The organism is Occallatibacter sp. (genome assembly GCF_035317045.1).
Taxonomy (GTDB): domain Bacteria; phylum Acidobacteriota; class Terriglobia; order Terriglobales; family Acidobacteriaceae; genus Telmatobacter.
In genome coordinates, this window is record NZ_DATHHT010000030.1 from 1 (window position 1) to 26,691 (window position 26,691).

Sequence of the window (26,691 nt, forward strand, 5' to 3'; positions counted from 1 at the left end):
TGATCGGGCCGATGGCCGATGATGCTCTCGATCTGCTCGGCGCGTGGACTGTGGCTGGAGACAAAAAAGATGTCATCACGCTGAAGTCGGCACTGAGTGAGCGGCTGGGAGAGAGGTTGCTGTATGCGCAGGGCTGCGGACTGCTTTCGGGCGAGGACGAGAACGTTCTAAACAGCGTGACGTTCACCGGGCCGGCGGCGAGTGTGAACCAGCCATTGCCGGATGACAGCAGGGCCATCGCCGAGGCGGTGGAGACGGCGCGCAAGGCCGACGTAGCGATCCTGGCCCTTGGCGAGCCAACCAACTGGATGGAAGGCGAAGCCGCCAGCCGCGTACATCTTGGCTTCACGGGCAACCAGGAGAAGCTCCTGGAAGCCGTGGTTGCGACGGGAAAGCCGGTGATCCTGGTGGTGCTGGCTGGCAGGCCGCTCGAACTGAAGTGGGCTGCCGAGCATGTTCCGGCGATTCTCGAGGCGTGGAGCCCGGGGATCGAAGCGGGTCCGGCGGTGGAGGATGTGTTGTTCGGCGACGTGAATCCATCCGGCAAGCTGCCGTCCAGCTTTCCGCGCGCGGTGGGGCAGGAACCGTTGTACTACGCTCAAACGCCAACAGGGAGACCTGCTCGCGGCGATCTCAGCCATCTACCGCGTGACGCCGCTGAGAAATTCGTCTCGCGATATGTGGACGAGCAGAATTCTGCACTGTTCCCATTCGGATGGGGGCTCAGTTACACGCGCTTCAGCTATGGCAATCCAACGGTGGATCGCGCAGAGATTCCCGCACGCGAGGTCGCGGACGATCACCGGCCGCTGGTTACGATGAGCGTCGACGTCAGGAACACCGGCAGCGTCGCAGGTACAGAAGTTGTGCAGATGTACATTCGCGATACCGAGGCCAGCGTGGAACAGCCGGTGCGTGAACTCAAAGGCTTCACGCGCGTGACGCTCGCGCCGGGGGAGACGAAGCACGTTACCTTCCCGCTCGGCTTCGATGAATTGAATTTCTACAACGTGGACCTGAAAAAGACGGTTGAACCGACAACCTACGACATCTGGGTGGGAGGCAGCTCGCTGGCCACGGCAGAGACGAAGCTGAAGATCGTCGAGTAGGGAGAAGCGGCAACGGAAATACGGAAGCCCCAAATCCACAAAGGAATTGGGGCTTCGTTTTGTGTTTCGATTTGACTCTGCTTTAGCTTCCCGCGGTTTTATACCCGGAATAGTTTTCAGTGAATAGTGTGTGACGCAGAATGTAGCGTCCCTGCGGTGAATCGGGGAAGGGCTGTTCGACCGTGTCAATGGTCACGAAGCCCGGCACCACGACTTTCTTATCCCCGACGGTTTCGACTCCGTAGTCGATGCGCTGATTCTCGGTCTTCACAGGGTCGGAGCCCTTGAACTCGACCTGGGTGATCAGACGGTAGATGACGCCGGTTTCCGGGTCGATGAAAACCTGTCCGTGATATGGCTCTGTCGATTTGAAGTCCTTCCAGTTTGCACTGGTCTGGTAATTTCCCGCGCCGCCAGCAGACTCTTGCCCGCGCATCGCCACTTGTCCTACCTGGCTCGTCTCGGGAAAACAGCAGTAGTTCACGGCGTAGTGGGTCTTCTTCTTGTCGACGGAGTAGGAGAAGACTGCCAGATCGTGCCCTGCGATCGTCTCCCAGCGTAGCCAGCTGATCTTGCCGGCGGCCTGCGCTTCCTGCAGCACGGTGCCGGGATCGGGCGCCGGGCCCAGGAGCGCAATCATGCTGTTTTCGCCCCAATGCGCTTTCTCGCCTGCCAGCGGATTTACCTCTACGCCATTCTTGAACGTGACGGAAGCGTCGTCAGAGGCGGTGTACCGAATTGGTGTGTAGGTGGCAGCGAGGACGGGGCTGCCGTGCGTTCCAGGGGCGGGCTGGTCCTGATGTGCGCTGTCCTGAAAGCGGCGCAGCGTGCGGCTCGCGGAAAGGGCAGGCATCTGCGCGTAGGTTTTGGTTGCGTAGTCGGTGGCCTTGTCGAGGATGGCTTTCTGTTTGGTTGCATCGGGCGCCGCTGTAGCGGGGATTTCGCTGGCCGGCGGCGGCAATACGGCGCTGCGGATCTCAAGCACGAATAGCTGCTCGGTAGTGAGCTGGCCGGGAACGAGCGGCTTGAAGCTATCCATCATGCTGTGCGTAAGCTCATCGGTCAGGTCGATGTCTTTAAGCTCGGCGGCCACGTCAGCATCGGACTTCTGGGCTTTCTGGTCCGCGGCGAGCAGGTCTTTGAGTTGTCCAACGGTCATTTTTTTGGCTGCCCATCCGGGCGAGGCTATCAGCAGAATCACAACCAGCCATACGAAGCGTTTCACCTATGTGTCCTCCGGGGAATGCGGTGCCGCCATTGTACTCACCCGGAGGCGGGCGGGAACAGATCAAGGTTGTCCAGCGTAGTTGAACGGGTACACTGTCTCGACAGGAGGTCCGCATGCAGACCCGGATTCAAGGCACCACCATGCCCGTTCTCGATGTGCAACTTGACCCCAATGAGAGCGTCTTCTCTGAAAGCGGAGAGCTCTCGTGGATGACTGGCTCGATCCAGATGACTACCCATACCCAGATGGGCGGCGGCGGTGGTTTTTTTGGCGTTCTGAAGCGCGTAGCCGGCGGCGGAAGCCTCTTCATGACGGAGTACCGCGCCGTGCAGTATCCCGGCGAGGTCTCCTTTGCCACCAAGGTCCCAGGCCACATCGTGCCGGTGCAGGTAGGCCAGGGGCAGGAGTTCATGGTGCACCGGCACGGCTTTCTGTGTGCGACACCACAGGTCACCATCAGCGTCGGTTTTCAGCAGTCGCTGGGCGCGGGAATCTTTGGCGGCAGCGGCTTCCTGCTGCAGCGCATCGGCGGCATCGGTACCGCATGGCTTGAGCTATCGGGAGAACTGGTCTTGAAGAATCTTGCCCCCGGCGAAGTGTTGCTCGTGCATCCAGGTCACGTGGGCGCATTTCAGGCAACCATGGGATTCCAGATCACGATGGTTCCCGGCATCAAAAACATGATCTTCGGCGGTGACGGAATCTTTCTCGCAGTCCTCACCGGGCCGGGATCCGTGTGGCTGCAGACGCTGCCCATCTCGCGCTTGGCGCATCAGATAAGCGAGTACCTCCCGAGTACGGATCGCCGGGCGGTTGGCAATACTGCGACCGGCGCGGTCTTAGGCGGCGTGCTCGGGTCTATCCTCGGCGGAGACCAGTAAAACAGGGATCAGGGAATAACAAGCTAGAACGGTGTCGCACGAACCGCGGGAGCCTTCGATTAGCAAAGAGACAGACGCAGTGATGAATCAATCCAAGACCAGGAGCCGCGATCTGCGCGGGGATATCGCTTTTGCGTTCGGACTGGCTATAGCCTGCTACCTGGCGTGGTTGCTGCGGAACGTGCTGCTTCTGCTTTATGTGAGCGCGCTGGCCGCGGTGGTTCTCACGCCGGTGGTACGCGCCACGTCCCGCTTCAAGGTGGGGCGATGGCGGCCTTTCAAGGGACGCGCCATCCTTATCCTCCTGCTGGCTGTGGTAGGCGCTCTGACGGCATTTGGTTTTCTCGCGTTTCCGCCTGTCATTCGCGACCTGCACGAGTTCACACTGGAGATGCCGACGCGTCTGCCGGCTTTCCTCGACAAGCTGAAACGGATTCCGTTTGCCGACCAGGTCAATACGGACGAGATCAGTACGAAGGTCCAGGATTTCATAAGCAATGCCGCGACCTACGTGCTTCTCTCCATCAAGAACTGGGCGGGCGCAATCTTCAGCATCGCGATGGGCCTGATCCTGACGGTGTATTTCATTCTGGAAGGCGACGTCGCGTATCGATGGGCACTTTCGTTTTTCCCGGCAGAGAAACGGCCGCGGCTTGACGCCGCATTGCAGCGCGCCGAAGTACGCATGGGGCAATGGCTCCTGGGGCAGGGAAGCCTGATGCTCATTCTCGGCATGGCCAGCACCATTGTGTACGTGACACTCCACGTTCGCTACGCATACGCGCTGGGAGTGTTGACCGGGCTTCTGAATATCATTCCGGTGATAGGAGCGGCTGTCAGCATCGCCCTGACATTGCTGGTTGCGTCCATCGACTCCTGGGGCCGCGCATTAGGTATCGCAATCTTCTACCTGGTGTGGATTCAGGTGGAGAACTCTTTCCTTGTGCCCCGCATCATGGGTACGCGGGTAGGCTTGCCGGGATTGTCGATCTTGATCGCATTGCTGGTCGGCTCGGATCTCGGCGGAGTCCTCGGCGCAATCGTCTCCGTTCCTACTGCGGTGCTGGTCTCGGTGCTGATCGACGAGTACCTGGTGCAGAAGGAACCCGAGGAAATGGTCGCGACGGCGAGCGGAGAGAGCCCGCCTTAGTCGCTATGGTGTCATCGCCACATCGGCTGCAACCGACGCGGTGAGCATCATACCCGGCTCGATCTTCGCTTCATTGCCGGGAGGCAGAGGACCGGCGACGTGAACCATGCTTGTGTCCGAGATGTGATTCAATTGCGAACCGATATCGGGCGCGACCAGCGTGAACGATCCGCTCAGCGGAACGCTCACACCATGCGCGTTGAGGTCCGTCAGGTGGAAGGTGATGATCCCGGATCTTCCGTTCTGACCAGCATGCTCTACTGAGGTGACTACGGCTTCGACTGACATTCCGCGGGCAGCGGCAACCTTTCCATTCACCACGAGATTTTGATCGAGCAGCAGATAGAAATGGTCGCCCGGGTTTGCCGTCTCGGATGAGACGCGGTTCCCGGTTTGCATCCGAAGCAGCGTACCCTTTGTAACGGTCGACCCTGAGACGTCGGCATTCACGGGAAGCGGCACAGCGGCACCGCTGATGGTGTAAGACGCCGCCACAATGGGGCTGGGGCCTTTGCCGGGCTCCTGGGCGTAGGCCTGGATACGCATCGGTCCGTTAACGAGGATGGGATCGCGGTATTGTGCCGACGACTCCGTCGGCGTCCATCCATCGATCGTGTAATAGATCACAGCATTGGGACTGGGACTGGAAAGGATCACCGGCGTGCCGGCAGGGATCTCTCGCGGACTGGGCAAAAACATCGGTGGCTGCGCGCAGTGGCAATCGGGCAGACCCCGATACATGTCGTTGACCACCTGCACGCCGCTCTGCTGCGGCAGGCCGGTGCGCGAATTCAGTGGGCTGGGAGACACCGTGGCGGCCGCGCCGGTTTTGTGAACCGCTGGCTGGCTGAGCTGGATCGACTCTCCAAAGGCCTGTCCGTTTGCGGCACGCGCGATTGCAAATGCGCACAATGCGAAAAGAGGAAGGACTTTCATACACATCCTCCGATGAGGGGGTTCAATGACAGAACAGCAGAGTTGAACCGCGATTTCAAGCCTAAACTGCAGTTACCTCCGACCCAAAGGAACCTGATCCCTTGGGTACGAGGCCCTGAGGGCCGCATCGACTGCGGCATCGACCGCCGCTTTCATCACACCGCAATTCGACAGGAAATGCACCACCGGCTCCGTCAATGTCTCGTGTGCAACGTTTCCGTCCGTCAGTTCGTGGGAGCCCGGCAAAGCGTCCGGTCGGCCCAGGGATGCGGACTGGAGGGGGCCGCTGCCTTGCGAACCCAGAATGAGTGTGGCTAGCTTGCGCGCCTGCGGCAGGTCGAAGCTTTCAGATACAAACACCATCTTCCCCCGCCGGGTGATGACGACCGGTCCCTCGTCTGTGCTGTAGACCTGCTCCACGGTTCCGTCAGCTTGACCGGAGGCACCGGATGCGGCTTTGTCGACCTTGAGTCCGGAATATTTGCGGCCCAGTTCATCGGAGTACAGATGGGCGAATGCCTGTGCCGAGGCTTCGTTCTTCCAGACTGAGAGATAGAAAAGCGAGATGGACCTGGTGCTGGCCTGCTGCTCCGGTGTCGTGGCGCTGAGCCTCTGGCCCGCCCAGTAGATCCCGCCATCCCATGCTGGGGTCAGGTCGCGCGCGGCACTATCGCCCCCAAAAAGCCCGGTGAGGATGTGCACGTCGAGTTCGCCGACCTGGCCGATGTCATAAGGTCGATACGTGCTGTCGACAAGCGGATGAATATCAGGCAGATAGGGAATCGCCGACACGTGTCCCTTTTCATATTCCCGGGGGTTCATGATCTCCCAGGAGGACGACGGCGGACGGTCGAGCGCACCGGTGAACGCGGCTGCCTGTCCGCGGTCCATCCACAAATCCTGCTCAAAGCTCAGTCCCTCGCGATATGGAAACAGCATGGATTCAGAAAGCAGCAGGGGCGCGCGTGCCAGAACCGGCGACTTCTCTGATCCCCCCATGTCCTGCTTGATGGTATCGACAATCTCGGGGTCTTTGATAAGGCTTCTGCCCATGGGCTTGAGGAGTTCGTCGAACATCACCGCCGTGGCTTGCCCCTCGGTCACGGCTTCACGGGCGGTGTCGAGCTCATCTTTGGCGAGATGATCGCTGTCCTCCGAGGCACTGTGGGAGACCTCGGAAGGCGTCTGGTCGCTCCATTTGTCCAGATCGAGGTGCTGGTCTTGCAGAGCATGGGTCAGTTCATGAGCGAGCACGGGTTTCTGTTCGTCCACCGCAATCCAGTCGAGCAGGTTCACGGTTTTTGTCTTGGGGTCGTAGTAGGCTTCGATCTCCTCCTTGAGCAGGTCCAGCAGGAAGGGCTTCAAGTTGAAATCACGGTCGAGTAGTCCGAATTTCTTCAGGACGATTTCGCTGCGCTGCATCCGCTTGGCGTCCTCATCATCGTTGAATTTTTCGACGAGGTATTTTTCGACCTCCGCCCGAGTGGTGAGTTGGCGCTTGACGTCGCTCTTGATCGGCAATCCGGTTTCCTGCGAGGAGAATTTGAGCAGTTGATCCACAAGGCCGAAGAGTTCCTTCGCCTCTTCTGGCGTGATATGCGTTTCGCCCCCGTCCGCAGATCCCGGCTTGGCCTTGCCTGGCACTTGCGCATCCGGTTTCCCTGACGGAGCGGGAGAAGATGGAGGAGCCTGGGGCGCGGGTGCCTGGGCCATCACCGCCACAACCGCCATGCAGAAAACCGCTGCGATACTCAGGATTCCACGGGCCATCTTGCTGATTTGATAGTCCTTGCTCATTCTCTCTCCTTGGGTTCCCGGGATGATCGTGCAGGCAGGTCCAGCATCTAATCTCAAGGCTATAATCAGGATGCACTGCCGTGCGAGGTTTCCTCAGATTTGTGCGCCGTGCTCGTGAAACGCTCCCCTATGACCGAAAATCTTGCCGTAACCGTTCTTCAAACACAGCTTGCCACACAACTTGCTTTAATCCCCAATGCACCCCGGGTGTCTGAGTTTCGCGGTGTGCTTACCCCATGTGAATTTGACGTGCCAGCCCGCGAAATAGAGGCACTCGCCCGGGCCGCCGCAGCGCACGACCTTGGTTGGATGCGCCGGGTCAGTGTCCGCGGCGAAGACCGCTTCCGCTGGTTAAGCGGAATGGTCACCAACACCGTGAATGATCTGCCCGAAAACGGCGGAGCGTGGAACCTGGTGCTCAACGCACAGGGCCGCATCCAGGGAGACATGACGGTCTGGCGCGAAGGCGATGCGCTCGAACTGGCGATCGCGGCCGACCAGTATGACAAATTGATGGCACACTTCGATCGCTTCATCATCATGGATGATGTCGAACTGGTCGCACACGATGCCACGGCGGAATCCACAGTGGGCCTGACCGGACCGCAGGCGAGCGAAGTGCTGGCGCGCCTGGGGCTGCCCGTGCCGACCGAGTCAATGACCTGGCAGCGCGTGGAGTGGAACGGGCTGGATTTGAAGATTTACCGCAGCTACGGCACTCTCGCTCACCACTTTGAGATTGCAACCCCGCTCGCGGGACTAACGCTGCTTTGGCGGGCCCTCTCGACCGCGGGCGCGACCCCGGTGGGAACGGCCGCGCTGGACGCGTTCCGGGTGGCAGAGGGAATTCCTGTTTACGGTATCGACATGGCCGAGCGTGACCTGCCGCAGGAAACTTCGCAGACGCGCGCTCTGCACTTCAGCAAGGGCTGCTACCTGGGTCAGGAAATCGTTGAGCGCATTCACTCGCGCGGCAACGTACACCGCCATATGCGCCAGCTCGAACTCGAGGGCCCGATGGCCAATGCCGGAGCAGAGCTGTTTCTCGAGGGCGCTCCCGTCGGAGCGATTACGAGCGCCGCGGAACTCTCGCTGGATGGTGGCACTCGCCGCGTGGCTCTGGGCATGGTGCGCAGCGAGGCAGAAGTCAAGAATCAGCCCCTGACCTACGTGGCGGGCGCAACTGCCGGCACCGCAAAAATCCTGGATAAGCCGCCGGCTTTATGATCGAGAGTGACTGGAAAGTTGGATTATGAGCGACACGCCAAAATTTGAAGTGATCGATCGCCGCAAAATCAAGAAGGATGAGGAGCAGGAAGGCTCTTCACACCCGGCCGCGGAACCCGCCGCCGAGCCTGAAACGAAGTCGGAAGGGCCGCATCTCGTCGAAACCGACAGCGAAGAGGCACCCGCGACAGAAGCGCCTTCGGCCGACGATGAATTTGCCGCTGAAATGCCGCCGCCTCCGTCGATTGAGGAGATGCGTGAGCAGGCGACGGCGTATGGAGCTTCGGCGCAGCGTGTCGAAGACCTGCTGCGTGCACAGAATCCAACCATGGGGGCGCAGCCGCCGATCAAATTCGAACACCTCGTGCAGCAGTTGTATCTCTCTGCGTTGATGCAGATGGGCGCGGCAACCCCTGAAGGCCAGCGTCCGCGTGTGGATATTATCGGAGCGCGTCAGAGCATCGACCTGCTGGGCGTTGTGGAAGAGAAAACCAAGGGCAATCTGACACCCACCGAAACGCGCATGCTGGAGACGGTTCTGTTTGAACTGCGCATGACCTTCCTCGAGCTGACGAAGATGATTTCGCTGCAGGGCGTGCAGGCTCCTCCTCCCCCTAAACCGGAAAAACATTAGCGGAAATGGAAGGCCGGCTGACATTTCTGGGCACCGGGACTTCCATGGGAGTTCCCACGCTGGGCTGCGGCTGCGCGGTGTGTACGTCGGCCGATCCGCGAGACCGGCGCCTGCGTCCCTCGGTGCTTTTGCAATGGCACGACGGGATGCGTGATCGCGTGGTACTGATTGACACCGGCCCCGACTTTCGCGAACAGGCCCTGCGCAACAAGCTCACGCGCGTCGATGCCGTTTTCTACACACATGGCCATGCCGACCACATCTTCGGACTCGACGACCTGCGGCCGCTCAGTTTCACAGTCTTTCGCGAAGGCGGCCATATTCCGCTCTACGCCTCGCCCGAGACTGAAGAGACACTGCGCCGCATCTACGACTACACCTTCTCTCCGAAAGCAACGTATCCGAATCGCCCCCGGGTTCATATCGAGCCGCTGCATGAACGCGTGTGCGTCTTCGGTGTGGACTTCAAGCGCGTGCCGGTGTTGCACGGGCAACAGGAGATTTGCGGGTTTCGCTTCGGACGCGTGGCCTATCTCACGGACGTCAGCGCGATTCCCGACGAAAGCTTTGCGTTGCTCGAAGGGTTGGATCACGTTGTGCTCTCGGCGCTGCGACATAAACCGCATCCCAGCCACGCCACGGTGGAGCAGGCGGTGGAGTGGGCGCGGCGCATCGGCGCGAAACACACCTGGTTGACGCACATCGCACATGAGCTGGGCCATGAAGAGACGAATTCCAAACTGCCTGAGAATATTCGGATGGCCTACGACGGCCTGAGCTTTCCCATCGAACTGGAAGGTGCGAGCGCATGACACCCGACACAGTCAAAAAAGATTCGGGCACGGCTGCACGCGTCTTTCGCTCGCTCGAAGAGGTGCCGCGCGACTTCGGCCCGTCGATCGCGGCCATCGGCAACTTCGATGGCGTGCACTGCGGTCACCAGCAAATATTGAGGACGGTGGCCGCAGAGGCACAGGCGCGCGGAATGCGCTCCATCGCAATCACGTTCAATCCGCATCCCGCGCAGTTTCTCCGTCCCAACGAGGCGCCGAAGCTAGTCACCTTCCTGCCCGAGCGCTTGAGGCTTCTGGCCGAGACGGGAGTCGACGCGATTCTCGTATTGCGCTTCGATGAAGCTCTCTCCCACATGACAGCTGACGAATTTGTGCGCGATGTTCTCGTCGGTGTGCTCCACGTGCGCGGGATTCACGAAGGCAGCAACTTCCGCTTCGGGCACGGCGCCAAAGCTGGCGTGAACGAACTCCGTGCTTTCGGCAAGGATTCTGGATTCACTGTAGAGGTGCATTCCGCAGTGCGTGTTCACGGCATGGAGGTTTCAAGCTCTGCCGTGCGCAGCCTTATCGCCTCTGGCGACGTGCGCCGCGCCCGCTGGATGCTGGGGCGCGTCTTCGGCGTGCATTCTCATCCGGCCAAAGGCCGCGGCGTGGGAACGAAGCTCCTGGTGCCGACGGTGAACCTCGCACCGTATGAAGGGCTCCTGCCCGGATTCGGTGTCTACGTCACGCGGCTGACCATCGGCGACCGATGCTTTGAATCCGTAACCAACGTCGGCAACCGTCCCACCTTTGAAGGGGTGGGCTTTGGCGTCGAAACCCACATCCTTGACTTCGAGCCGGTCGATCTCTCTGACGAATCACCGCTCTATCTCGAGTTCCTGTCCCGGCTGCGCGGCGAGATCCAGTGGCCCTCCACCGAAGCCCTGAAAGCCCAGATATTCAAGGACGTGGCCCGCGCTCGGCGGTATTTCAAGCTCGCGGCGCTTCGTCAAGGGGATTCATCCCGCCGGTAGCAATCCGTGCTGGCTTACAATTTATGCATGCCTTTTCCTGAAATGCGCCTGCGCCGCCTGCGTCGCACTGAGTCGCTTCGCGCGCTGGTGCGCGAGACCACGCTCAATCCCGGCGACCTGATCTATCCGCTCTTCATTTGTCCCGGCGAGGGCGTGCGCAATCCGGTCAGTTCCATGCCCGGCGTCTTCAATCTCTCCGTGGATCAGGCTGTGCGCGAAGCCGAAGAGGCCGCAGCCCTCGGCATTGGCGGATTGCTGCTCTTCGGCCTTCCCGACACCAAGGACGAAAAGGCTACCGGCGCCTGGGACGACAACGGCATCGTCCAGCAGGGCCTGCGCGCAATCAAAAAAAGTGCTGCTGCAAAGAAGCTCGTGCTTATCGCCGACGTCTGCCTCTGCGAGTACACCAGCCACGGCCACTGCGGCGTCGTTATTCAGACAAAAGGTGGCGGCTACGACGTCGACAACGATCCGTCGCTCGAGTTGCTCGCGCGCACCGGTGCAAGCCTCGCCCGAGCCGGCGCAGACATCGTTGCTCCCAGCGACATGATGGATGGCCGCGTAGAGGCAATCCGTGAAGCCCTTGATGCTGACGGCAACAGCAATACGCCGATCCTGAGCTATGCATCGAAATTCGCTTCCGCGTTCTACGGCCCGTTCCGCGAAGCTGCCGACTCCGCTCCACAATTCGGTGACCGCCGCAGCTACCAGATGGATGGCGCCAACTTGCGCGAGGCCATGCGCGAGATCGACCTCGACCTCGAAGAAGGCGCCGACATGATCCTGATGAAGCCGGCGATGCCCTATCTCGACGTGGTGCATGCCGCGCGCGAGAACTTTGAAGTGCCCATCGGCGCCTATCAAGTTTCCGGCGAGTACTCTATGCTGCAGGCTGCATTCGAAAAGGGCTGGCTTGAGCGCGATCGCACCATGCTCGAGTCTCTGGTCGGCATCCGCCGCGCCGGCGCCGACTTCATCGTCACCTACTTCGCCAAGGACGCCGCAAAACTGCTCTAAACAGCAGTCAACCGCATAAAAGTCTGCGATGTCATTCTGAGCGAACGGGGCCCCGAACGTCTTTCAGTTCGGGGGTGGTGAGCGAAGAATCTGCTTCTTTCCAATTCCAACCCGTCTAGAACTTCCTGCGCAAATATTCGAACACGACGTATCCGATTCCGGCAGATACGAGCGCAATCAGGAAATTGGTCAGTGTGAAAATGTCGTAGACCGCGGCCGACAGCGTCTTGCCCTGCCCGTTGGCAACCGTGAACTCGCCCATCAGCAGATTCGAATAGAAGAGAAAGATGATGAACGCCATCTCAATGACGGCGCGCAGTACAGTCCTGCCGGATCTGGATTCTCTCTCCATGGATTTTCAATCGTATCAAGAACCGCTTGGGCGGTCCTGCACTCGGACTTCGACGTCGCACCATTCGGAGGCCTCGATCCACATGGCTCCAGCATAAATTGCTTTGCGATGTCCTGCGCATGTGCTCTTCTATGACCACTGAAAATGCTCGCATTCTTTGAACGCTATTTTGAATTCAAGCATCTTGGCACCAACTGGCGCACCGAGATCCTCGCGGGCGTAACGACGTTTCTCACGATGGCCTACATCGTGCTCGTCAACCCTGCCATTCTTGCGGCGGCCGGCGTTCCTCTGCCGGCAGTTTCCGCTGCCACCTGTCTCTCCGCAGCGTTCGGTTCGATCATGATGGGGGTTGTCGCACGCTATCCCATCGCCCTCGCTCCCGGCATGGGTCTAAACGCCTACTTCACATACACGGTCTGTCTCAAGATGCACATCCCCTGGCAGACGGCTCTGGGCGCGGTTTTTCTCTCCGGCCTGATCTTTCTCGCGCTCACCGCGGCGGGCATTCGCCAGATGATCCTGCGTTCGATTCCCCATGAGCTTTACGCAGCCGTCGCCAGCGGCATCGGCCTCTTCATCGCGTTCATCGGGTTCCGCAACGCCGGTCTCGTCGTCAGCGATCCGGCCACGTTCGTCAGCCTCGGCAACGTCCGCAACCCTACAACGGCGCTCGCGCTCTTCGGGCTTGCCCTCATGGTCGCGCTCGAAATCAAGAAGGTCCGGGGCTCCATCTTGATTGGTGTGCTGGTCACCACTGGTATTGCCTGGGCCTTCGGAATGGTGCATTGGACAAACCAGGGCGGCGGCATTCAGGCCCTTGCGCAGACCGCTTTCAAACTTGACATTCGCGGAGCACTCTCGAAGGGCCTGCTTGAAATCGTCTTCGTCTTCTTTTTCGTTGACCTCTTCGACAATCTCGGCACCCTCGTCGCCGTCACCAAGCGCGCCGGCCTCATCGCTGCCGATCATTCGATCCCCCGCCTCAACCGCATCCTCTTTGCCGACGCCACAGCAACCATCTTCGGATCGCTCACCGGCACCTCTACGGTGACCAGCTACGTTGAATCCACCGCCGGCGTTGCCGCAGGTGGTCGCTCAGGTGTCACCGCCATCGTTACCGGCCTGCTCTTTCTTGTCGCCGTCGCCGCGGCTCCGTTCGTCGGCATTGTCCCCGCAGCCGCTACTGCACCGGCGCTCATCCTTGTCGGCTCCATGATGCTCGCCACCATCACCGAGATCCGCTGGCACGAGCCGCTGGTCGCGGTTCCCGCATTTCTCACACTGATCCTCATTCCGCTAACCTACTCGATCGCCAACGGCCTCGGCTTCGGCATCATTGCGTGGGCCGTGCTCCACCTCGCCACCGGCAACTGGCGCAAGCAGGATTGGCTGCTCTACATCCTCGCTCTGCTCTTCGCGCTCCGCTTCGTCTATCTGGGCGCAGGCTAAGCGATCTCACACACCACCAAACTGTCATGTTGAGCGGAGGTCGCGACGGCGACCGGAGTCGAAACATCTGCGGTTGTCTTTCGATGTTTGCAGCACAGACGAGGCGTCCATTTGCGGTCCGGTAGATAGAATCGAATCGAATGCGTCTCTTCATCTCATACCGCGTAATCGCGAGTGCTTCCGTTCTGATCGCGACCGCCTTGGTGCACGCCGCCGATACCTACCGCATCGTCCACACGTATCCTCACGACCAGCACGCCTTTACCCAGGGCCTCGTCTACGTCGACGGCCACCTCTACGAAAGCACCGGCATCAAGGGCCAATCCACGCTGCGCGAAGAAGACCTCGAAACGGGACGTATCCAGCGCATGCAGGTTGTCTCCGATCAATACTTCGCCGAAGGTCTCACCGACTGGAAAAACACGCTGATCCAGCTCACCTGGCAATCGCACATCGCCTTTGTCTACGATCGCGCTACATTTCGCCTGCTCCGCACGTTTCACTACGATGGGGAGGGCTGGGGCCTGACGCACGACGCGAAGTCGCTCATCCTCAGCGATGGCACATCCGCCCTTCGCTTCTTCGATCCCGAGACCTTCAAGGAAGTTCGCCGCATCACCGTGACGGATCGCGGCAAACCGGTGACTGAGCTCAACGAACTCGAATACATTCATGGCGAGATCTACGCCAACATCTGGCATACCGACCACATCGGACGCATCTCGCCGGCAACAGGCCGCGTCATCGGCTGGATCGATCTCAAGGGCCTGATGCCGCGCAGTCAGCTCTCCAATGACGAAGCCGTCCTCAACGGAATCGCTTACGACGCCGCGCACAATCGCCTGTTTGTCACCGGCAAGCTCTGGCCGAAGATCTTCGAGATCACGCTCGTTCCCGAAAAGGCAAAGCTCGTCCCCGTTCGGCATATCAAATAGCCAAAACGGAACCATTTCGCATCTCTGTCAGAGATCACTGAATGCCGTCAAAACCCACGCGTATACTTTCCGCCGAGGCTGGAGACTTCGCATGGACCTCTTGTCGGTTCCCACGGTGTTGCAGAACGCGGCCATTCTTACCGTGATATTGGCGCTGAGTGGCTATTTCATTACATCGCTGAGCACCCACATGCTTGCGCGTCGCCGCGACAAGCTCGATCTCGTCAACAAGCGCATCAACGAGTTCTATGGACCGCTCTATGTCGCTTCAGAGGCCGGCAACATCGCTTACCGCTCGCTGCTCAAGCGCCAGGGCAAGGAGAAAAGCGATCCCATCCTCGACTCTGAGATGAAGGAGTGGACGCTGTGGATGAACACCATCTTCATGCCGCTGAACGATATTCGCGAACGGGTCATCATCGAAAAGGCGCACCTGATCGTCGAGGAGCGCATGCCGCAGTGCCTGCTCGACTTCGTCACCCACGTCGTCGGCTACAAGGCAGTACTTGCCCGCTGGGCTGAGGGGGATTACTCTGAGCGCCGCTCCACCATCGGCTGGCCGCCGGAGTTCGACATCTACGTCAGACACTCGTACGCCGCGTTGAAAACGGAACAGACGCAGTTGATGCACAGCGCAACCTGGCGAGTGTGGAATCGTCTCTCCGGGAAGCGCAAATCAAACTGAACTTCTGGCCGCGGCGGGCGCTTCGATTCGAGCGCGCTCTGTGCCGGTAAGTTCTCCCCGCCTGGTCCAGAAATACGCCGCAACGGCACCGACCGTAAGAACCAGTCCGCACCCAAATTCCGTCGTGTAGTAGAGCGTTCGCCCGGCTGGCGCCGTCATCTCGTCAAGGATTGCCTGGATAAACAGGTTGTGGCTGGCGTGGAGAAGTGCGCATGGCCAGAGGCTTCCCGACTTCAACCTCAGCCAGCCCATGATGAATGAATCGCCAATCACCATCAGCGTGAAGCACGTCAGCGCATAGGCAGGCTTGGTCCCTGCGTTGTAGTCGGACCACAGCAGTCCCGGATAATGCCACGCAGCCCAGATCACGCCGCTCACGAGGCAGCCCACCGTGAATCCGAACTGTCCCGTGAGCCGTGGCAGCAGAAATCCCCGCCATCCAATCTCTTCGCCCAGCGCATTGGCCACACTGCCGATTACGCCAAGCGTTGCCAGCATGGGGATCATCAGCCCGAACGTCGCGAGATGCGGCGAGGAAGGCAGGCTCAACGAACCAGCGGCTGCTTTCTCAAATGCCGCCAGCGCGAAAGACCCGGGAACAGCGACCCACACGATCACATACACCGGGATCGCGTAGAGCAGCGGCAGGAAGTATCCAAGCGCCTCATAGCGCATGGGCCGCCAGCTCCATCCCAGCGTACCCACATCGATGCGAAACAACAGACACGTAACGAGCGCCGCCGCAGTCGGGCACCACATCACCAGCCGCACCACGAGTCCATTGCCCGAGCCAATGTGGCCCGATGTGATCATCAGAAAATTGGGAAGGGAACTGAACAAAAACACCAGGCAAAGAAACGTCAGTATCTGTTTAGCCAGCGGTTTCATCCCGCCATGCTACGGCACGATGCTTTCGAATGGCATCATCTTTATCGGGAAAAACAAAGGGCCAGGATTTCTCCCGGCCCTTGAAAACTGACAACTGAAGACTGAAAACTAGTACCTGTAAAACTCCGGCTTGTACGGCCCTTCCACCGGCACGCCGATGTAGTCAGCCTGCTTCTTCGAAAGCGTCGTAAGCTTCACGCCGATCTTTTCAAGATGCAGGCGTGCAACTTCCTCGTCCAGCTTCTTGGGCAGCGTATAGACGTTGATCTTGTAGCTGTCCTTGTTCTTCCAAAGGTCAAGCTGCGCAAGCGTCTGATTGGCGAAACTGTTCGACATCACAAAGCTCGGGTGGCCCGTTGCGCAACCCAGGTTTACCAGCCGCCCTTCGGCCAGCATGAAGATCTCGTGTCCGTCGGGGAAGTGGTACTTATCCACCTGCGGCTTGATATTCAGCTTCTCTACGCCCTTTTCGGAGTTCAACAAGTCGACCTGGATCTCGTTGTCGAAGTGTCCGATGTTGCAGACGATCGCCTGGTCCTTCATCTTCTTCATGTGCGCGAGCGTGATGATGTCCACGTTGCCCGTGCAGGTCACGTAGATGTCGCCGCGTCCCAGCGTGTCTTCGATGGTGGTGACTTCAAAGCCTTCCATCGCCGCCTGCAGCGCATTGATCGGGTCGACCTCGGTCACAATCACGCGAGCGCCCATGCCGCGCAGCGAGTGGGAACAGCCTTTGCCCACATCGCCGTATCCGCAAACCACCGCAACCTTGCCCGCGACCATCACGTCGGTCGCGCGCTTGATGCCATCGGCCAGCGACTCGCGGCAGCCGTAGAGATTGTCGAACTTGCTTTTGGTTACGGAATCATTGACGTTGATGGCCGGAACCAGCAGCGTACCCTTCTCCAGCATCTGGTAGAGCCGGTGAACGCCCGTCGTCGTCTCTTCAGAAACTCCGCGCCATTCCTTCACAACCTTGTGCCAGTGCTGCTTGTCTTCGGCATAGACCTTCTTCAACAGGTCCTTGATCACCTGCTCTTCGTGGTTGCCTGAAGCCGAGTCGACCCACTTGTCGCCGTTCTCGAGTTCATAGCCCTTGTGAATCAGCAGCGTCACGTCGCCGCCATCATCCACAACCATCTCGGGTCCCTTGCCGCCCTTGTGGCTCAGCGCCTTGTAGGTGCAATCCCAGTAGTCTTCAAGGCTCTCGCCCTTCCACGCGAACACCGGCACGCCGCTGACCGCGATCGCTGCTGCCGCGTGATCCTGCGTCGAAAAAATATTGCAGCTCGCCCAGCGTACTTCCGCGCCCAGCGAGACCAGCGTCTCAATCAGCACCGCGGTCTGAATGGTCATGTGCAGCGAACCGGTAATCCGCACGCCCTTCAGCGGCTTTTCAGCCGAGTACTTGTTGCGGATCGCCATCAAGCCCGGCATCTCGTGTTCGGCAATTGAAATTTCCTTGCGGCCCCAATCGGCCAGCGCAAGATCTGCAACTTTGTATTCGGTCAGTTCGAGGGTTGAGGAAGCCATTCAGTTCTCCTTATATCGACGCATCGTGATATATTGATATGTACCAGAAACCCATGGCCACGTCAATTGTGAAAATCCTCCGCGTTGTAGCCGATCCCAACCGGCTCCGCATTCTATTGCTCTTAAAGGCCGAGGAGCTTTCCGTGGCGGAGTTGCAGGAAATCCTGGTCATGGGCCAAAGCACGATATCGACGCATCTTTCGCAGCTCAAGCAGGCAGGCCTGGTTGAAGACCGCCGCATCGGCAAAAACAGCCTCTATCGTCTGACCACCGGCAATGGAAACGACGTGCTGGCCGACCTGCTCGCTCGCGCCGAACGCGAGATTCCTGAAGCCGCGCACGACAAAACCACCGCCCGCCGCGTCGTTAAAAAACGCCAGGACAAGATGCGCGCCTTCTTCGACAGCGTAGCCGGCCGCCTCGGCAAGGATTATGTTCCCGGCAAATCGTGGAAGAGCCTCGCCGAAGCCCTGCTCCGCCTGATGCCTCCGATGGTCATCGCCGACCTCGGCGCCGGCGACGGGAGTTTCTCACTCCTCCTCGCGCAAAACGCCACAAAAGTCATCGCCATCGACTCTTCCGCGAAGATGATCGAGTTTGCCCGCGAGCAGGCCCGCCGTCATCATGTCAAAAACATCGACTATCGCTTAGGCGATATGGAAGAACTGCCCATCGACGACGAAGCAGTTGATCTCGTCTTCTTCTCGCAGTCGCTGCATCACGCGCTGCACCCTCAGCACGCCATCGCTGAGGCTATCCGCATTCTTCGTCCCGGCGGCCGCATCGCCATTCTCGATCTCGCGAAGCACCGCTTTGAAGAAGCGCGCGAGATGTATGCCGACGAGTGGCTGGGCTTCAGCGAAGCCGAACTTGAATCCATGCTCCATCGCGCCGGATTTGGGAAGGTTCAAACATCGGTCCTGCAGAAGGAAACCGAGCCGCCGCACTTCCAGACTTTGTTGGCCGTGGCGCACAAGCCTGACTAGATTCAATAAGGACAACGCTCCATGAAACACATTTGGCTTTCGCCCCTAAATCGCAATCGTCTCCGACGCTTTGGGGTGCTTAGTAGGCCGATCGATACTGACGGGCGCGTCGCACTTAAGATGGTTCAACCTTTACTTCGTGTTCCAGAACCAACATCTGCCCCGGGTGACTTCTACGTCGACAGCAACTGCTGCACTGCCTGCGGTGTTCCGCAAGTTGTAGCGCCGGACCTAGTCGGATGGACCGCGGAGAAGATTCCGCAATGTCGCTGGAAGAAGCAACCGTCCGCGCCGGCTGAATTTCAGCAAGCGTTTGCGATTTTCGACAGCCAGGAACTCGGCTGTCATCGATACGCCGGCACCGATCCAGAGATTCAAAAACGAGTCGGAATCGAAAACTGCGATTTTCCATTAGCATTGCCTGAACGGGAAGAATCGATGTGCTCGCCCGCACCGACGCCATCGCTGAAGGCTCATCTGACAAGTTGGTTGAAGAAATCGCGCCGCAAAGGGTGAGACTCAGCACGAGTGGGCTGACGGAAGCCGGCTGCGCTACCATTGCATCCAATAGCCGGAGCGCATTTCCATGTCACCTACGCAAGGAACCGCAACCCCCGACCGCTCCGCTAGAGCTGCGCGCCTAACCCGCGCCCAGCGCACCGCACTCCTCAAAGCCCTCGCTGACCCCAAGCGCTTCGAACTGCTTGAGCGTATCGCCAAGTCCTCTTGTCCGCTTGGCTGTACCAATGCTCGTGAGGCTCTTGCCATCGCACCGGCAACGCTCTCCCACCATATCAAGGAGCTGCAAACAAGCGGGTTGATCGATGTGCGCCGCGAAGGAAAGTTCCACTTTCTTTCCATCAAGCCCGGTGTTCTTGACGCTCTTGCAGCAAGCCTGCAGTCCCTAAGCCCCACATCCTGCCCCGGCCGCTGACACCTCCAAAAAGATTTCCACAATCATCCTGAATCCATTTCGCTATTCGTTAATCAATTCGATAGTTGCCGAAATGTCGAAGTGATGACAGGTCGACCGGAGCAGAGATTATGAGCAAACTTCAGGGCAAAGTCGCATTGGTAACTGGAGCATCGAAGGGCATTGGCGCGGCCATTGCACTTGAGCTTGCAGCGCAGGGCGCCGCCGTCGCAGTTAACTACTCCGGCAGCAAGTCCGGCGCGGATAAGATCGTCAATGAAATCAAGCAGGCGGGCGGAAAAGCCATCGCCGTGCAGGCAAATCTGGCTGATCCCGATTCCATCGGGCCGCTCATCAACTCCGTCGTCAAGCAGCTCGGTCCCATCAGCATTCTCGTCAACAACGCAGGCGTCTACGACTTCGCCCCTATCGAAGCCGTTACTCCGGAGCACTTCCACAAGCAGTTCAACGTCAATGTTCTGGGATTGCTGTTGACCACGCAGGCGGCTCTCAAGAGCTTCGATTCCAAAGGCGGCAGCATCATCAACATCGGATCGGTCGCGGCCGGCGGCGTTGCCACTGCGGCGGTTTATAGCGCCACCAAGGGCGCAGTCGATTCAGCCACTTTCGCTCTGGCGCAGGAGCTGGGGCCGCGCAAGATCCGCGTCAACTCGCTGAATCCCGGCATGGTTGAAACCGAAGGCGTCCACGCAGCCGGCTTCATCGGCTCCGATTTTCATCAGAAAATCATCGCCGAAACACCGCTCGGCCGCATTGGTCAGCCCGGTGACATCGCGACCATCGCCGCGTTTCTGGCGTCTGACGATGCGGTCTGGGTCAACGGTCAGGCCATTCAGGCCGCCGGCGGCAACCGCCTGTAAATGAAATCGCATTCCGGCTCCAACTAACGGAGTCCGGAATGCGCACCATCATTGCACTCAGCAAAGGACCCTACGCATGATCCACGGCATTGTCTCCACCGTTTCAATCGCAGCCATATCATTGTTTGCTGCGAGAGCAGGCGATCTTTTCCGCATTCCTCTATTCAGCCGCAAGCCGTGCGACGACACTCATTCGAAAGGGGCAGCATGGCGATACAAGGCCGACGCTGCCCAGCAGGAAGGTGCATGGCTCAGAGTGCATCGCCACGGAACATGTTGAAAATGTGAAACGGCTGGGATACCGCGTCATCCTCTTTCCGCCTCAAGCAGCTTTTGCTTCCGGTCCACTCCCCAGCGATATCCCGTCAGCGAGCCACTCGCCCCCACAACCCGATGGCATGGGACAACAAGCGCTACGCGATTCATCGCGCAAGCCCGCGCCACAGCGCGCGTCGCATTCGGTTCGCCCATCTCCCGCGCAACCTCGCTGTAATTCCGCGTCTCCCCGCGCGGAATATGCCGCAGAGCCTGCCACACGCGCAATTGAAAAACAGTTCCGCGCAGATCGAGAGCCCCCTCCAGCCCGCGATTTCGAGACAAGTCCGAGCCATCGCGCACCATCTGTAACGCCGCGTCCACCAGCCGTGAGAGCGATGGGTCCCGGCGCAGTTCGGCAGCAGGGAACTCCGCGCGCAGACTCCCTTCGGCCTCTTCCGCCGTTGCTGCCAGAGACAGCCAGCATAGACCGCGCTCGGTTGAACCCACGATCACTCGACCAAAAGGAGAAGGTGCGGAGCACCAGCCAATGCGCTCGCCTTCGCCGCCCCTGGCAAATTGTGCAGGTGTCATGCCTAGCTGCGCTCCTTCATATGCCCGGCTCGACGAACCAAACCCAGCCTCATAAATAGCGTCGGTCACGCGCCCACTCTGTTTTAAAGCGTCGCGCAGCCTGCTCGCGCGCAACGACCGTTGATACTGCAGCGGGCTCACACCCATCTCCTGCTTGAACGTCCTCTGCACTGTAAACGGACTCATGCCAGCGATGCGTCCCAGTTCCGCGAGCGATACGGCGCGTTCGAGATTCCTTTCTAGATGAGCACGAACTTTATCCAAAGGTCTGCCCCACGCAGTGGTACTGGGCTTGCAGCGTTTGCAGGGCCGAAACCCAGCAGCCTGCGCCGCTGCCGTGGTCTCAAAAAACCGCACGTTTGTTCGCAGCGGCCGCCGGCTCTTGCACTCCGGCCTGCAGAACACGCCCGTCGTTTCTACGGCATAGAAGAACCGCGCGCTGCGATCGCGTTCACATAACTGCTCCCACGCGCGATTCTCGTCGAATGTTTTCACTGCCGGATCCATCGTTGCGAATTGAACATTGTTCTTCATGGATTCATCGTCGCCGAAGTTCGATTCGCGTACACTCCGATTCTTGCGCGCAATTCAAATAAAGCAGTTCAAAGTCGAGAGTTCGCAGTTCATAGTTGAGAGGCAGGTGCCGACCGCCAAGGGTGACAACTGCGAACTAAGAACTCCCAACTACGAACTAAGAACTGAGAACTCCAAACTCTGAACTATGAGCCGCCGTCGCGGCTCATCAGGGCCGCTTCCGCCCGAACCAGATCCTCTTCCGTATCTACCCCAATTGTGTCTGCCGGCGCTCCTGCCACGTAGATATCGATTCCCGCCTCCAGCAGCCGCAACTGCTCCAGCTTCTCCACGGATTCGAGCCACCCCGGCGGCAGTTCCGCAAATTTTTCCAGCGCCGCCTTCCGGTAGGCGTAAATCCCGAGGTGCTTGCGATACCCGGCAAATCCTTCCTGGTCGCGATCGTGCGGAATGGTCGCGCGCGAGAAATACAGCGCCTTGCCGTCCAGCGCCGTTACCACCTTTACGGCATTCGGATTGTTGATATCGAGCGCTGGGCAGTGCACCGCCAGGGTCGCAACCTGCACCTCCGGGCGGTCGAACAATCCGATCAGCGGCGCAAAGAAGGCCGGTGTCAGCGTCGGCTCATCACCCTGAATATTGACGTAAATGTCCGCTTCGATCTGCCGCGCCACTTCCCTGACGCGATCCGATCCGCTGGCGCAGTTGGGTGAGGTCATCGCCACCGGAACTCCCCGTGCAAGGCACACCTCGGCCACCTCATCGGAGTCTGTTGCCACCACCACGGGATCCATCAGCCCGCTGCCGGCAGCCGCGCGCCACACCCATTCCACCATCGGGCGACCGGCCAGTTCGCGCAGCACTTTGCGGGGCAGGCGGGTCGACCCAAGCCGCGCCGGAATAATCCCCGCGATCCGTAACTTGCTCATGCACGCGAGTCTACAAGAACCAAGCCATTTCCATCAGTAGCCGTGCAGGCATGTTCGCGTCGCGAGGGCAGAGAGACCGTTGGCGCCGAAGGCACCGCTGCTCTTTGCAACGGTTTGACCTTAAATTCAACCACCCGTATCATCTAGAGTGGAGCAGCCATCCGGCTGCAGGCCTCTCCTGGCGGGGTAGCTCAGATGGTGAGAGCGACGGATTCATAACCCGTAGGTCGGCGGTTCGATCCCGCCTCCCGCCACCAAATCATTTGAAATCCCTGTTAATCTCCGCTCGACGAATTCCGTCGAAGAGCACCGCCCCGCGCCAACCCGCACCAAGGACTGAAAGGTAGCACCCATGAAGGATCAGCAACTTCACCTAACTGACAGATTCTCCCGCGCTGTTGAGTATGCCCGCCACCTCCACATTGAGCGTCGCAAAGGCACCAGCATCCCATTCATGGCGCATCTCCTCGGGGTCGCCTCGCTGGTGATGGGTGAGGCCGGCCATGTTCCATTCCAAGTCACGGAGGACATGGTCATTGCGGCGCTCCTGCACGATGCTGTCGAAGACCACGGCGGCCTTCCCAGGCTCGAAGATATCCGCTGCAACTTCGGCCTTGAGGTCGCCCGCATGGTGGAAGGCCTCTCCGACACCCTCGTCGAGGATTCGAGCCAGAAGGAGAGCTGGGAAGAGCGTAAACAGGCCTACATCGACCGCCTCAAAATCGAACCAAAAGACGTCCAGCTCGTCTCCGCCTCCGACAAACTCTATAACGCGCGCACTGTGCTGGACGAATACCGTGTGATCGGACCCGAGGTCTGGAAGCGCTTCAAGCGCGGCCGCGAGCAGCAGATCTGGTACTTCCATGAGCTGTTAAGAGTTTTTAAATCAGCAGGAACCAACCGCATCGTCGAGGAATTCGAGCGGGTTGTCGATAACCTGGAAAAGCTCTCCAGTGGCGAGGCAGCGCCTCTATAGCGAATCGCTCTCGGGTGGCCGGCACGCCTCTAACATTCCGATCAACCCTTCGGTACCAGCCATTCGTCGCTGGCGGGGTTCTTCGTTCACCGCTTGCGGTATCATTGCGTCTAACGATTAACGGCCTGCTTCTCCCCTTAGAGGCCTTACCGGTGGTGCGTGTGTCCCGATTCTTCCAGAGATTGACCTTCGTTCTAGCTGCAACCATCTTTGCCGCCCTCGGCCTCGGCTTCGCGCTGGGCGAGTTTGGCATGTTCGGCGTCCATGCCGGAGGCGAACAAGACGGCGCCTACCGCCAGATGCATGTTTATGCCGAGGTCCTCAAGAGAATCCAGAGTGACTACGTCACCGATCCCAACATCAACACCGTGACCACCGGCGCTTTGCATGGCCTGCTGGAATCGCTCGATGCCGATTCCAGTTATCTCACGCCCACTGAATACAAGATTTACAAGGACCGGCCCACTACGGGCGTCGCCCAGATCGGTGTCATGGTTTCCAAGCGTTACGGCTACGCCACCATCGTCACGGTCATCCCCGGCTCACCCGCCGATCGGGAGCATCTTGCGGACGGCGACGTCATTGAGTCCATCGGCGATACCTCCACGCGTGAGCTTTCCCTGGCGGTGATCCGCCTCATGCTCGAGGGAAAGGCGGGCAGTACGCTTTCGCTCTCGGTCGTCCGTCCGCGCAAACCCGATCCGGACAAGATCACGTTGACGCGCACCGTCGTTTCCCCACCCTCGCTGAGCGAGCAGCAGTATGAAAACTCCAGCATTCTCTACTTGAAGCCCGGCGAGATAACAGCGGCCCGGGTGGATGAGCTTGCCGCCAAGATCAAGGGCGCCGGTAAGACGCGCAAGATTCTTCTCGATCTTCGCGATGACTCGGAGGGCGACGCGGACCAGGGAATCCGCCTGGCCAACCTGTTTATCAACCAGGGAACGCTGGCCGTACTCGAGGGGCAGAAGTTCCCGCGCCAGACCTTCAGCGCCGACCCGGCGAAATGCCTGACCAGCGCGCCGGTCGCAGTGCTTGTCAACCGTGGAACATACGGCGCGGCCGAACTCGCCGCGGACGCCATCGAAGACGCGAAGCGCGGCGATGTAGTGGGTGAGCGCACCTTCGGCGAAGGTTCGGTACAGAAGACGATCGAAATGCCCGACGGTTCAGCTCTGCTGCTGACGGTGGCCAAGTACGAGGGCCCCGATGGCAAAAAGATTCAGGATGAGGCGGTTGCACCCACAGTTCTCGTTGGCCAAAACACCGACGACGATGTTGACGCCGACAACCCTCAGCCGAAACCTGCTGACGACATCCTGAACAAGGCGCTTGCTCTTCTCAAGGCCAAAAACAGCTAGTGTCCTCAGTCTGAAATTCCTCCCATCGCCGGCCGTGTCATTCTGAGCGAACGGGGCCCCGAACGTACTTCAGTTTGGGGGTGGTGAGCGAAGAATCCGCTTTGTGTTTTTTAAAGCGTCACCCTGAATCGGGATCGCGATTTTCAAGCTTGCACGGCATGGTTCGTGGACTTCCGCACACGTCTGCAATTGAACTTCAAGCGTGCTAGCCTTGAGGTGAGGCATCCCCGTTCGGCTTTCCTTGTGGCCGGAGCGAGAGGAGTGCCGACGAGGCTCCTGTTGGCTGCCCCTCCTGCACATTCGGTTGAATCGCGCGGCCTTGGCCGCGGCCGTCGACTGCGGCCCGAACCGGTTCCGCCTCCACTCTTTCGGCGGCGTAAGATCGCCGGTAAGACAGCTTTCGTCATTCTGCTGCTTCTCGCCGTATTAACCGGCTCGCTTGCCGGGCTGATGCTGGTCTTCTCAGTCAATCTGCCCCAGATCAACGACCTCGAGCGCTACCGGCCCTCCACCATGACGGACCTCTACGACTGCAAGGGCCGCGTCATTGGTTCGTTCGCACTCGAGAAACGCATCGTGATCAACTACGACGGCTTCGCCCCTGTCCTGCGCCAGGCTGTGATCTCCATTGAAGACAAGAATTTCGATTCTCACTGGGGCATCAACGTCTTCCGCATCGCCGGAGCTCTCTGGCACGATATCCGGTCCCATGGGCGCGCCCAGGGAGCCTCCACGCTCACCATGCAGTTAGCTCGCAATCTCTTCCTCTCCGCCGACCGCACCGCCGCCCGCAAGGCGCAGGAAGCCTACCTTGCCATCCAGATCGAGCGCGCGTTCACCAAGGAGCAGATCTTCACGCTCTACGGCAACCAGATTTACCTTGGCAGCGGAATGTACGGCTTTGAGGCGGCATCGGAGTTCTATTTCAGCAAGCATGCAAATGATCTGAACCTAACTGAAGCCGCTCTGCTTGCCGGATTACCCAAAGGCCCGGTTGCCTATTCTCCGCTTATCAATCCTGAGAAAGCGATGCGACGCCGCAACCTCGTCCTTAGCGAGATGGAGTCAGACGGCGTCATCACGCACGTGCAGGCCGAGCAGGCGCGCCGCGCACCCCTCGGTCTTCATATCAATCAGCCGGAGATGTCCGTCGCTCCCTGGTTCCAGGAAGAAGTGCGCCGCGAACTGGAAAAGAAATTCGGCGCCGAGCAGGTACACGAAGCCGGCTTGCGCGTCGACACCACACTCGACCTCGATCTGCAGAAGACCGCCAACAAGGCTCTCACCGATGGACTCGCCGCCTACGAGCGTCGACACGGCTGGAAAGGCAAACTCGAAAACGTGCTTTCCGGCGATGACACGCTCGACGACTACAAGCACGCGGACTGGGCAACCGCATCGCATGCCGGTGACTACGTGCATGCGCTCGTCATGCAGGCACAGCCGCTGCAGATACGTGCACGTGTCGGCTCCAACGAAGTCCTTCTGCTTCCCCAGGACTGGGCGTGGACCGGCCAGCGCTATGGCGATGTCCTCGTAAAACCAGGCGACGTGATCTATGTTCATCTCGCCGACGCCACCGAGAGCGGTACAGAACGCGCCACGCTCGAGCAGGATTCCGGCACGCA

Annotated in this window: 25 protein-coding genes and 1 tRNA gene; 18 read left to right on the plus strand and 8 right to left on the minus strand. The window is 59.5% G+C overall.

Annotated elements, in window-relative coordinates:
• Positions 1-1,109: glycoside hydrolase family 3 C-terminal domain-containing protein (locus tag VK574_RS15085; protein ID WP_472800683.1), on the plus strand; the 1,109-nt coding region annotated here is incomplete at its 5' end.
• An 82-nt stretch (positions 1,110-1,191) separates the two neighbouring features.
• On the opposite strand, the gene VK574_RS15090 is transcribed toward VK574_RS15085, so the two are convergent.
• On the minus strand, positions 1,192-2,334 hold the full coding sequence (locus VK574_RS15090) for a hypothetical protein (protein ID WP_472800684.1): 1,143 nt from the start codon (positions 2,332-2,334) through the stop codon (positions 1,192-1,194).
• Positions 2,335-2,450: 116 nt separating this feature from the next.
• Between VK574_RS15090 and VK574_RS15095 the strand changes: the two genes are divergently transcribed.
• Both VK574_RS15095 and VK574_RS15100 read left to right on the plus strand, forming a co-directional pair.
• Positions 2,451-3,218, plus strand: a complete 768-nt coding sequence (locus VK574_RS15095) for a TIGR00266 family protein (protein ID WP_472800685.1) — start codon at positions 2,451-2,453, stop codon at positions 3,216-3,218.
• A gap of 82 nt (positions 3,219-3,300) precedes the next feature.
• Positions 3,301-4,368, plus strand: coding sequence for an AI-2E family transporter (locus tag VK574_RS15100; protein WP_472800686.1), 1,068 nt, complete (start codon positions 3,301-3,303; stop codon positions 4,366-4,368).
• 3 nt (positions 4,369-4,371) lie between these two features.
• Here the strand turns inward: VK574_RS15100 and VK574_RS15105 are convergent, their stop codons facing one another.
• Both VK574_RS15105 and VK574_RS15110 read right to left on the minus strand, forming a co-directional pair.
• A complete protein-coding gene (locus tag VK574_RS15105) occupies positions 4,372-5,304 on the minus strand; it encodes a chitobiase/beta-hexosaminidase C-terminal domain-containing protein (RefSeq protein ID WP_472800687.1) in 933 nt (310 codons plus the stop codon).
• A 72-nt stretch (positions 5,305-5,376) separates the two neighbouring features.
• Positions 5,377-7,101 (minus strand): hypothetical protein, encoded by a 1,725-nt coding sequence (locus tag VK574_RS15110; protein WP_472800688.1) that lies wholly within the window; start codon positions 7,099-7,101, stop codon positions 5,377-5,379.
• A gap of 129 nt (positions 7,102-7,230) precedes the next feature.
• Between VK574_RS15110 and ygfZ the strand changes: the two genes are divergently transcribed.
• The 5 genes from ygfZ to hemB are packed head-to-tail and all read left to right on the plus strand — an operon-like array spanning position 7,231 to position 11,789.
• Entirely contained in the window at positions 7,231-8,328 is a 1,098-nt protein-coding gene (ygfZ, locus tag VK574_RS15115) for a CAF17-like 4Fe-4S cluster assembly/insertion protein YgfZ (protein WP_472800689.1), read from the plus strand.
• Between the two features lie 25 nt (positions 8,329-8,353).
• On the plus strand, positions 8,354-8,962 hold the full coding sequence (locus tag VK574_RS15120; RefSeq protein ID WP_472800690.1) for a DUF1844 domain-containing protein: 609 nt from the start codon (positions 8,354-8,356) through the stop codon (positions 8,960-8,962).
• Positions 8,963-8,967: 5 nt separating this feature from the next.
• Positions 8,968-9,774 (plus strand): MBL fold metallo-hydrolase, encoded by an 807-nt coding sequence (locus VK574_RS15125; protein WP_472800691.1) that lies wholly within the window; start codon positions 8,968-8,970, stop codon positions 9,772-9,774.
• Positions 9,771-10,772, plus strand: a complete 1,002-nt coding sequence (locus VK574_RS15130) for a bifunctional riboflavin kinase/FAD synthetase (protein WP_472800692.1) — start codon at positions 9,771-9,773, stop codon at positions 10,770-10,772. Before VK574_RS15125 ends, VK574_RS15130 begins: the two co-directional genes overlap by 4 nt.
• Before the next feature lie 27 nt (positions 10,773-10,799).
• Positions 10,800-11,789 carry a porphobilinogen synthase gene (gene hemB / locus VK574_RS15135; protein WP_472800693.1) on the plus strand — a complete coding sequence of 330 codons (990 nt, stop codon included), beginning with the start codon at positions 10,800-10,802 and terminating at the stop codon, positions 11,787-11,789.
• A 115-nt stretch (positions 11,790-11,904) separates the two neighbouring features.
• On the opposite strand, the gene VK574_RS15140 is transcribed toward hemB, so the two are convergent.
• Positions 11,905-12,141, minus strand: a complete 237-nt coding sequence (locus VK574_RS15140) for a hypothetical protein (protein WP_472800694.1) — start codon at positions 12,139-12,141, stop codon at positions 11,905-11,907.
• Between the two features lie 144 nt (positions 12,142-12,285).
• Here VK574_RS15140 and VK574_RS15145 point away from each other — a divergent pair, with 144 nt between their 5' ends.
• From VK574_RS15145 to VK574_RS15155, 3 genes are all read left to right on the plus strand, one after another.
• Positions 12,286-13,593, plus strand: a complete 1,308-nt coding sequence (locus tag VK574_RS15145) for an NCS2 family permease (protein WP_472800695.1) — start codon at positions 12,286-12,288, stop codon at positions 13,591-13,593.
• Between the two features lie 140 nt (positions 13,594-13,733).
• Positions 13,734-14,528: a glutaminyl-peptide cyclotransferase gene (locus VK574_RS15150; RefSeq protein WP_472800696.1), complete on the plus strand. Its 795-nt coding sequence runs from the start codon at positions 13,734-13,736 to the stop codon at positions 14,526-14,528.
• Between the two features lie 91 nt (positions 14,529-14,619).
• On the plus strand, positions 14,620-15,213 hold the full coding sequence (locus VK574_RS15155; protein WP_472800697.1) for a hypothetical protein: 594 nt from the start codon (positions 14,620-14,622) through the stop codon (positions 15,211-15,213).
• On the opposite strand, the gene VK574_RS15160 is transcribed toward VK574_RS15155, so the two are convergent.
• Positions 15,205-16,101: a lysostaphin resistance A-like protein gene (locus VK574_RS15160; protein ID WP_472800698.1), complete on the minus strand. Its 897-nt coding sequence runs from the start codon at positions 16,099-16,101 to the stop codon at positions 15,205-15,207. The genes VK574_RS15155 and VK574_RS15160 overlap by 9 nt on opposite strands.
• Before the next feature lie 108 nt (positions 16,102-16,209).
• Complete coding sequence (gene ahcY, locus VK574_RS15165) at positions 16,210-17,634, minus strand: adenosylhomocysteinase (RefSeq protein WP_472800699.1); 1,425 nt, start codon at positions 17,632-17,634, stop codon at positions 16,210-16,212.
• A gap of 53 nt (positions 17,635-17,687) precedes the next feature.
• On the opposite strand from ahcY, the gene VK574_RS15170 reads away from it, so the two are divergent.
• The 3 genes from VK574_RS15170 to VK574_RS15180 all read left to right on the plus strand — a co-directional run bounded on the left by VK574_RS15170 (position 17,688) and on the right by VK574_RS15180 (position 20,414).
• Complete coding sequence (locus tag VK574_RS15170) at positions 17,688-18,620, plus strand: ArsR/SmtB family transcription factor (protein ID WP_472800700.1); 933 nt, start codon at positions 17,688-17,690, stop codon at positions 18,618-18,620.
• Positions 18,621-19,206: 586 nt separating this feature from the next.
• Positions 19,207-19,554, plus strand: coding sequence for an ArsR/SmtB family transcription factor (locus VK574_RS15175; RefSeq protein WP_472800701.1), 348 nt, complete (start codon positions 19,207-19,209; stop codon positions 19,552-19,554).
• Positions 19,555-19,664: 110 nt separating this feature from the next.
• Positions 19,665-20,414 carry an SDR family NAD(P)-dependent oxidoreductase gene (locus VK574_RS15180; RefSeq protein ID WP_472800702.1) on the plus strand — a complete coding sequence of 250 codons (750 nt, stop codon included), beginning with the start codon at positions 19,665-19,667 and terminating at the stop codon, positions 20,412-20,414.
• A 306-nt stretch (positions 20,415-20,720) separates the two neighbouring features.
• Here VK574_RS15180 and VK574_RS15185 read toward each other — a convergent pair whose 3' ends face one another.
• Both VK574_RS15185 and kdsB read right to left on the minus strand, forming a co-directional pair.
• Positions 20,721-21,797, minus strand: coding sequence for a bifunctional transcriptional activator/DNA repair enzyme AdaA (locus tag VK574_RS15185; protein WP_472800703.1), 1,077 nt, complete (start codon positions 21,795-21,797; stop codon positions 20,721-20,723).
• Positions 21,798-21,982: 185 nt separating this feature from the next.
• Positions 21,983-22,726 (minus strand): 3-deoxy-manno-octulosonate cytidylyltransferase, encoded by a 744-nt coding sequence (gene kdsB, locus VK574_RS15190; protein ID WP_472800704.1) that lies wholly within the window; start codon positions 22,724-22,726, stop codon positions 21,983-21,985.
• Positions 22,727-22,906: 180 nt separating this feature from the next.
• Between kdsB and VK574_RS15195 the strand changes: the two genes are divergently transcribed.
• From VK574_RS15195 to VK574_RS15210, 4 genes are all read left to right on the plus strand, one after another.
• Positions 22,907-22,983, plus strand: a tRNA-Met gene (locus tag VK574_RS15195).
• Between the two features lie 95 nt (positions 22,984-23,078).
• On the plus strand, positions 23,079-23,702 hold the full coding sequence (locus VK574_RS15200; protein WP_472800705.1) for an HD domain-containing protein: 624 nt from the start codon (positions 23,079-23,081) through the stop codon (positions 23,700-23,702).
• A gap of 161 nt (positions 23,703-23,863) precedes the next feature.
• On the plus strand, positions 23,864-25,063 hold the full coding sequence (locus tag VK574_RS15205; protein ID WP_472800706.1) for a S41 family peptidase: 1,200 nt from the start codon (positions 23,864-23,866) through the stop codon (positions 25,061-25,063).
• 261 nt (positions 25,064-25,324) lie between these two features.
• The coding region (locus VK574_RS15210) for a transglycosylase domain-containing protein (protein ID WP_472800707.1) at positions 25,325-26,691 on the plus strand (1,367 nt) is incomplete at its 3' end.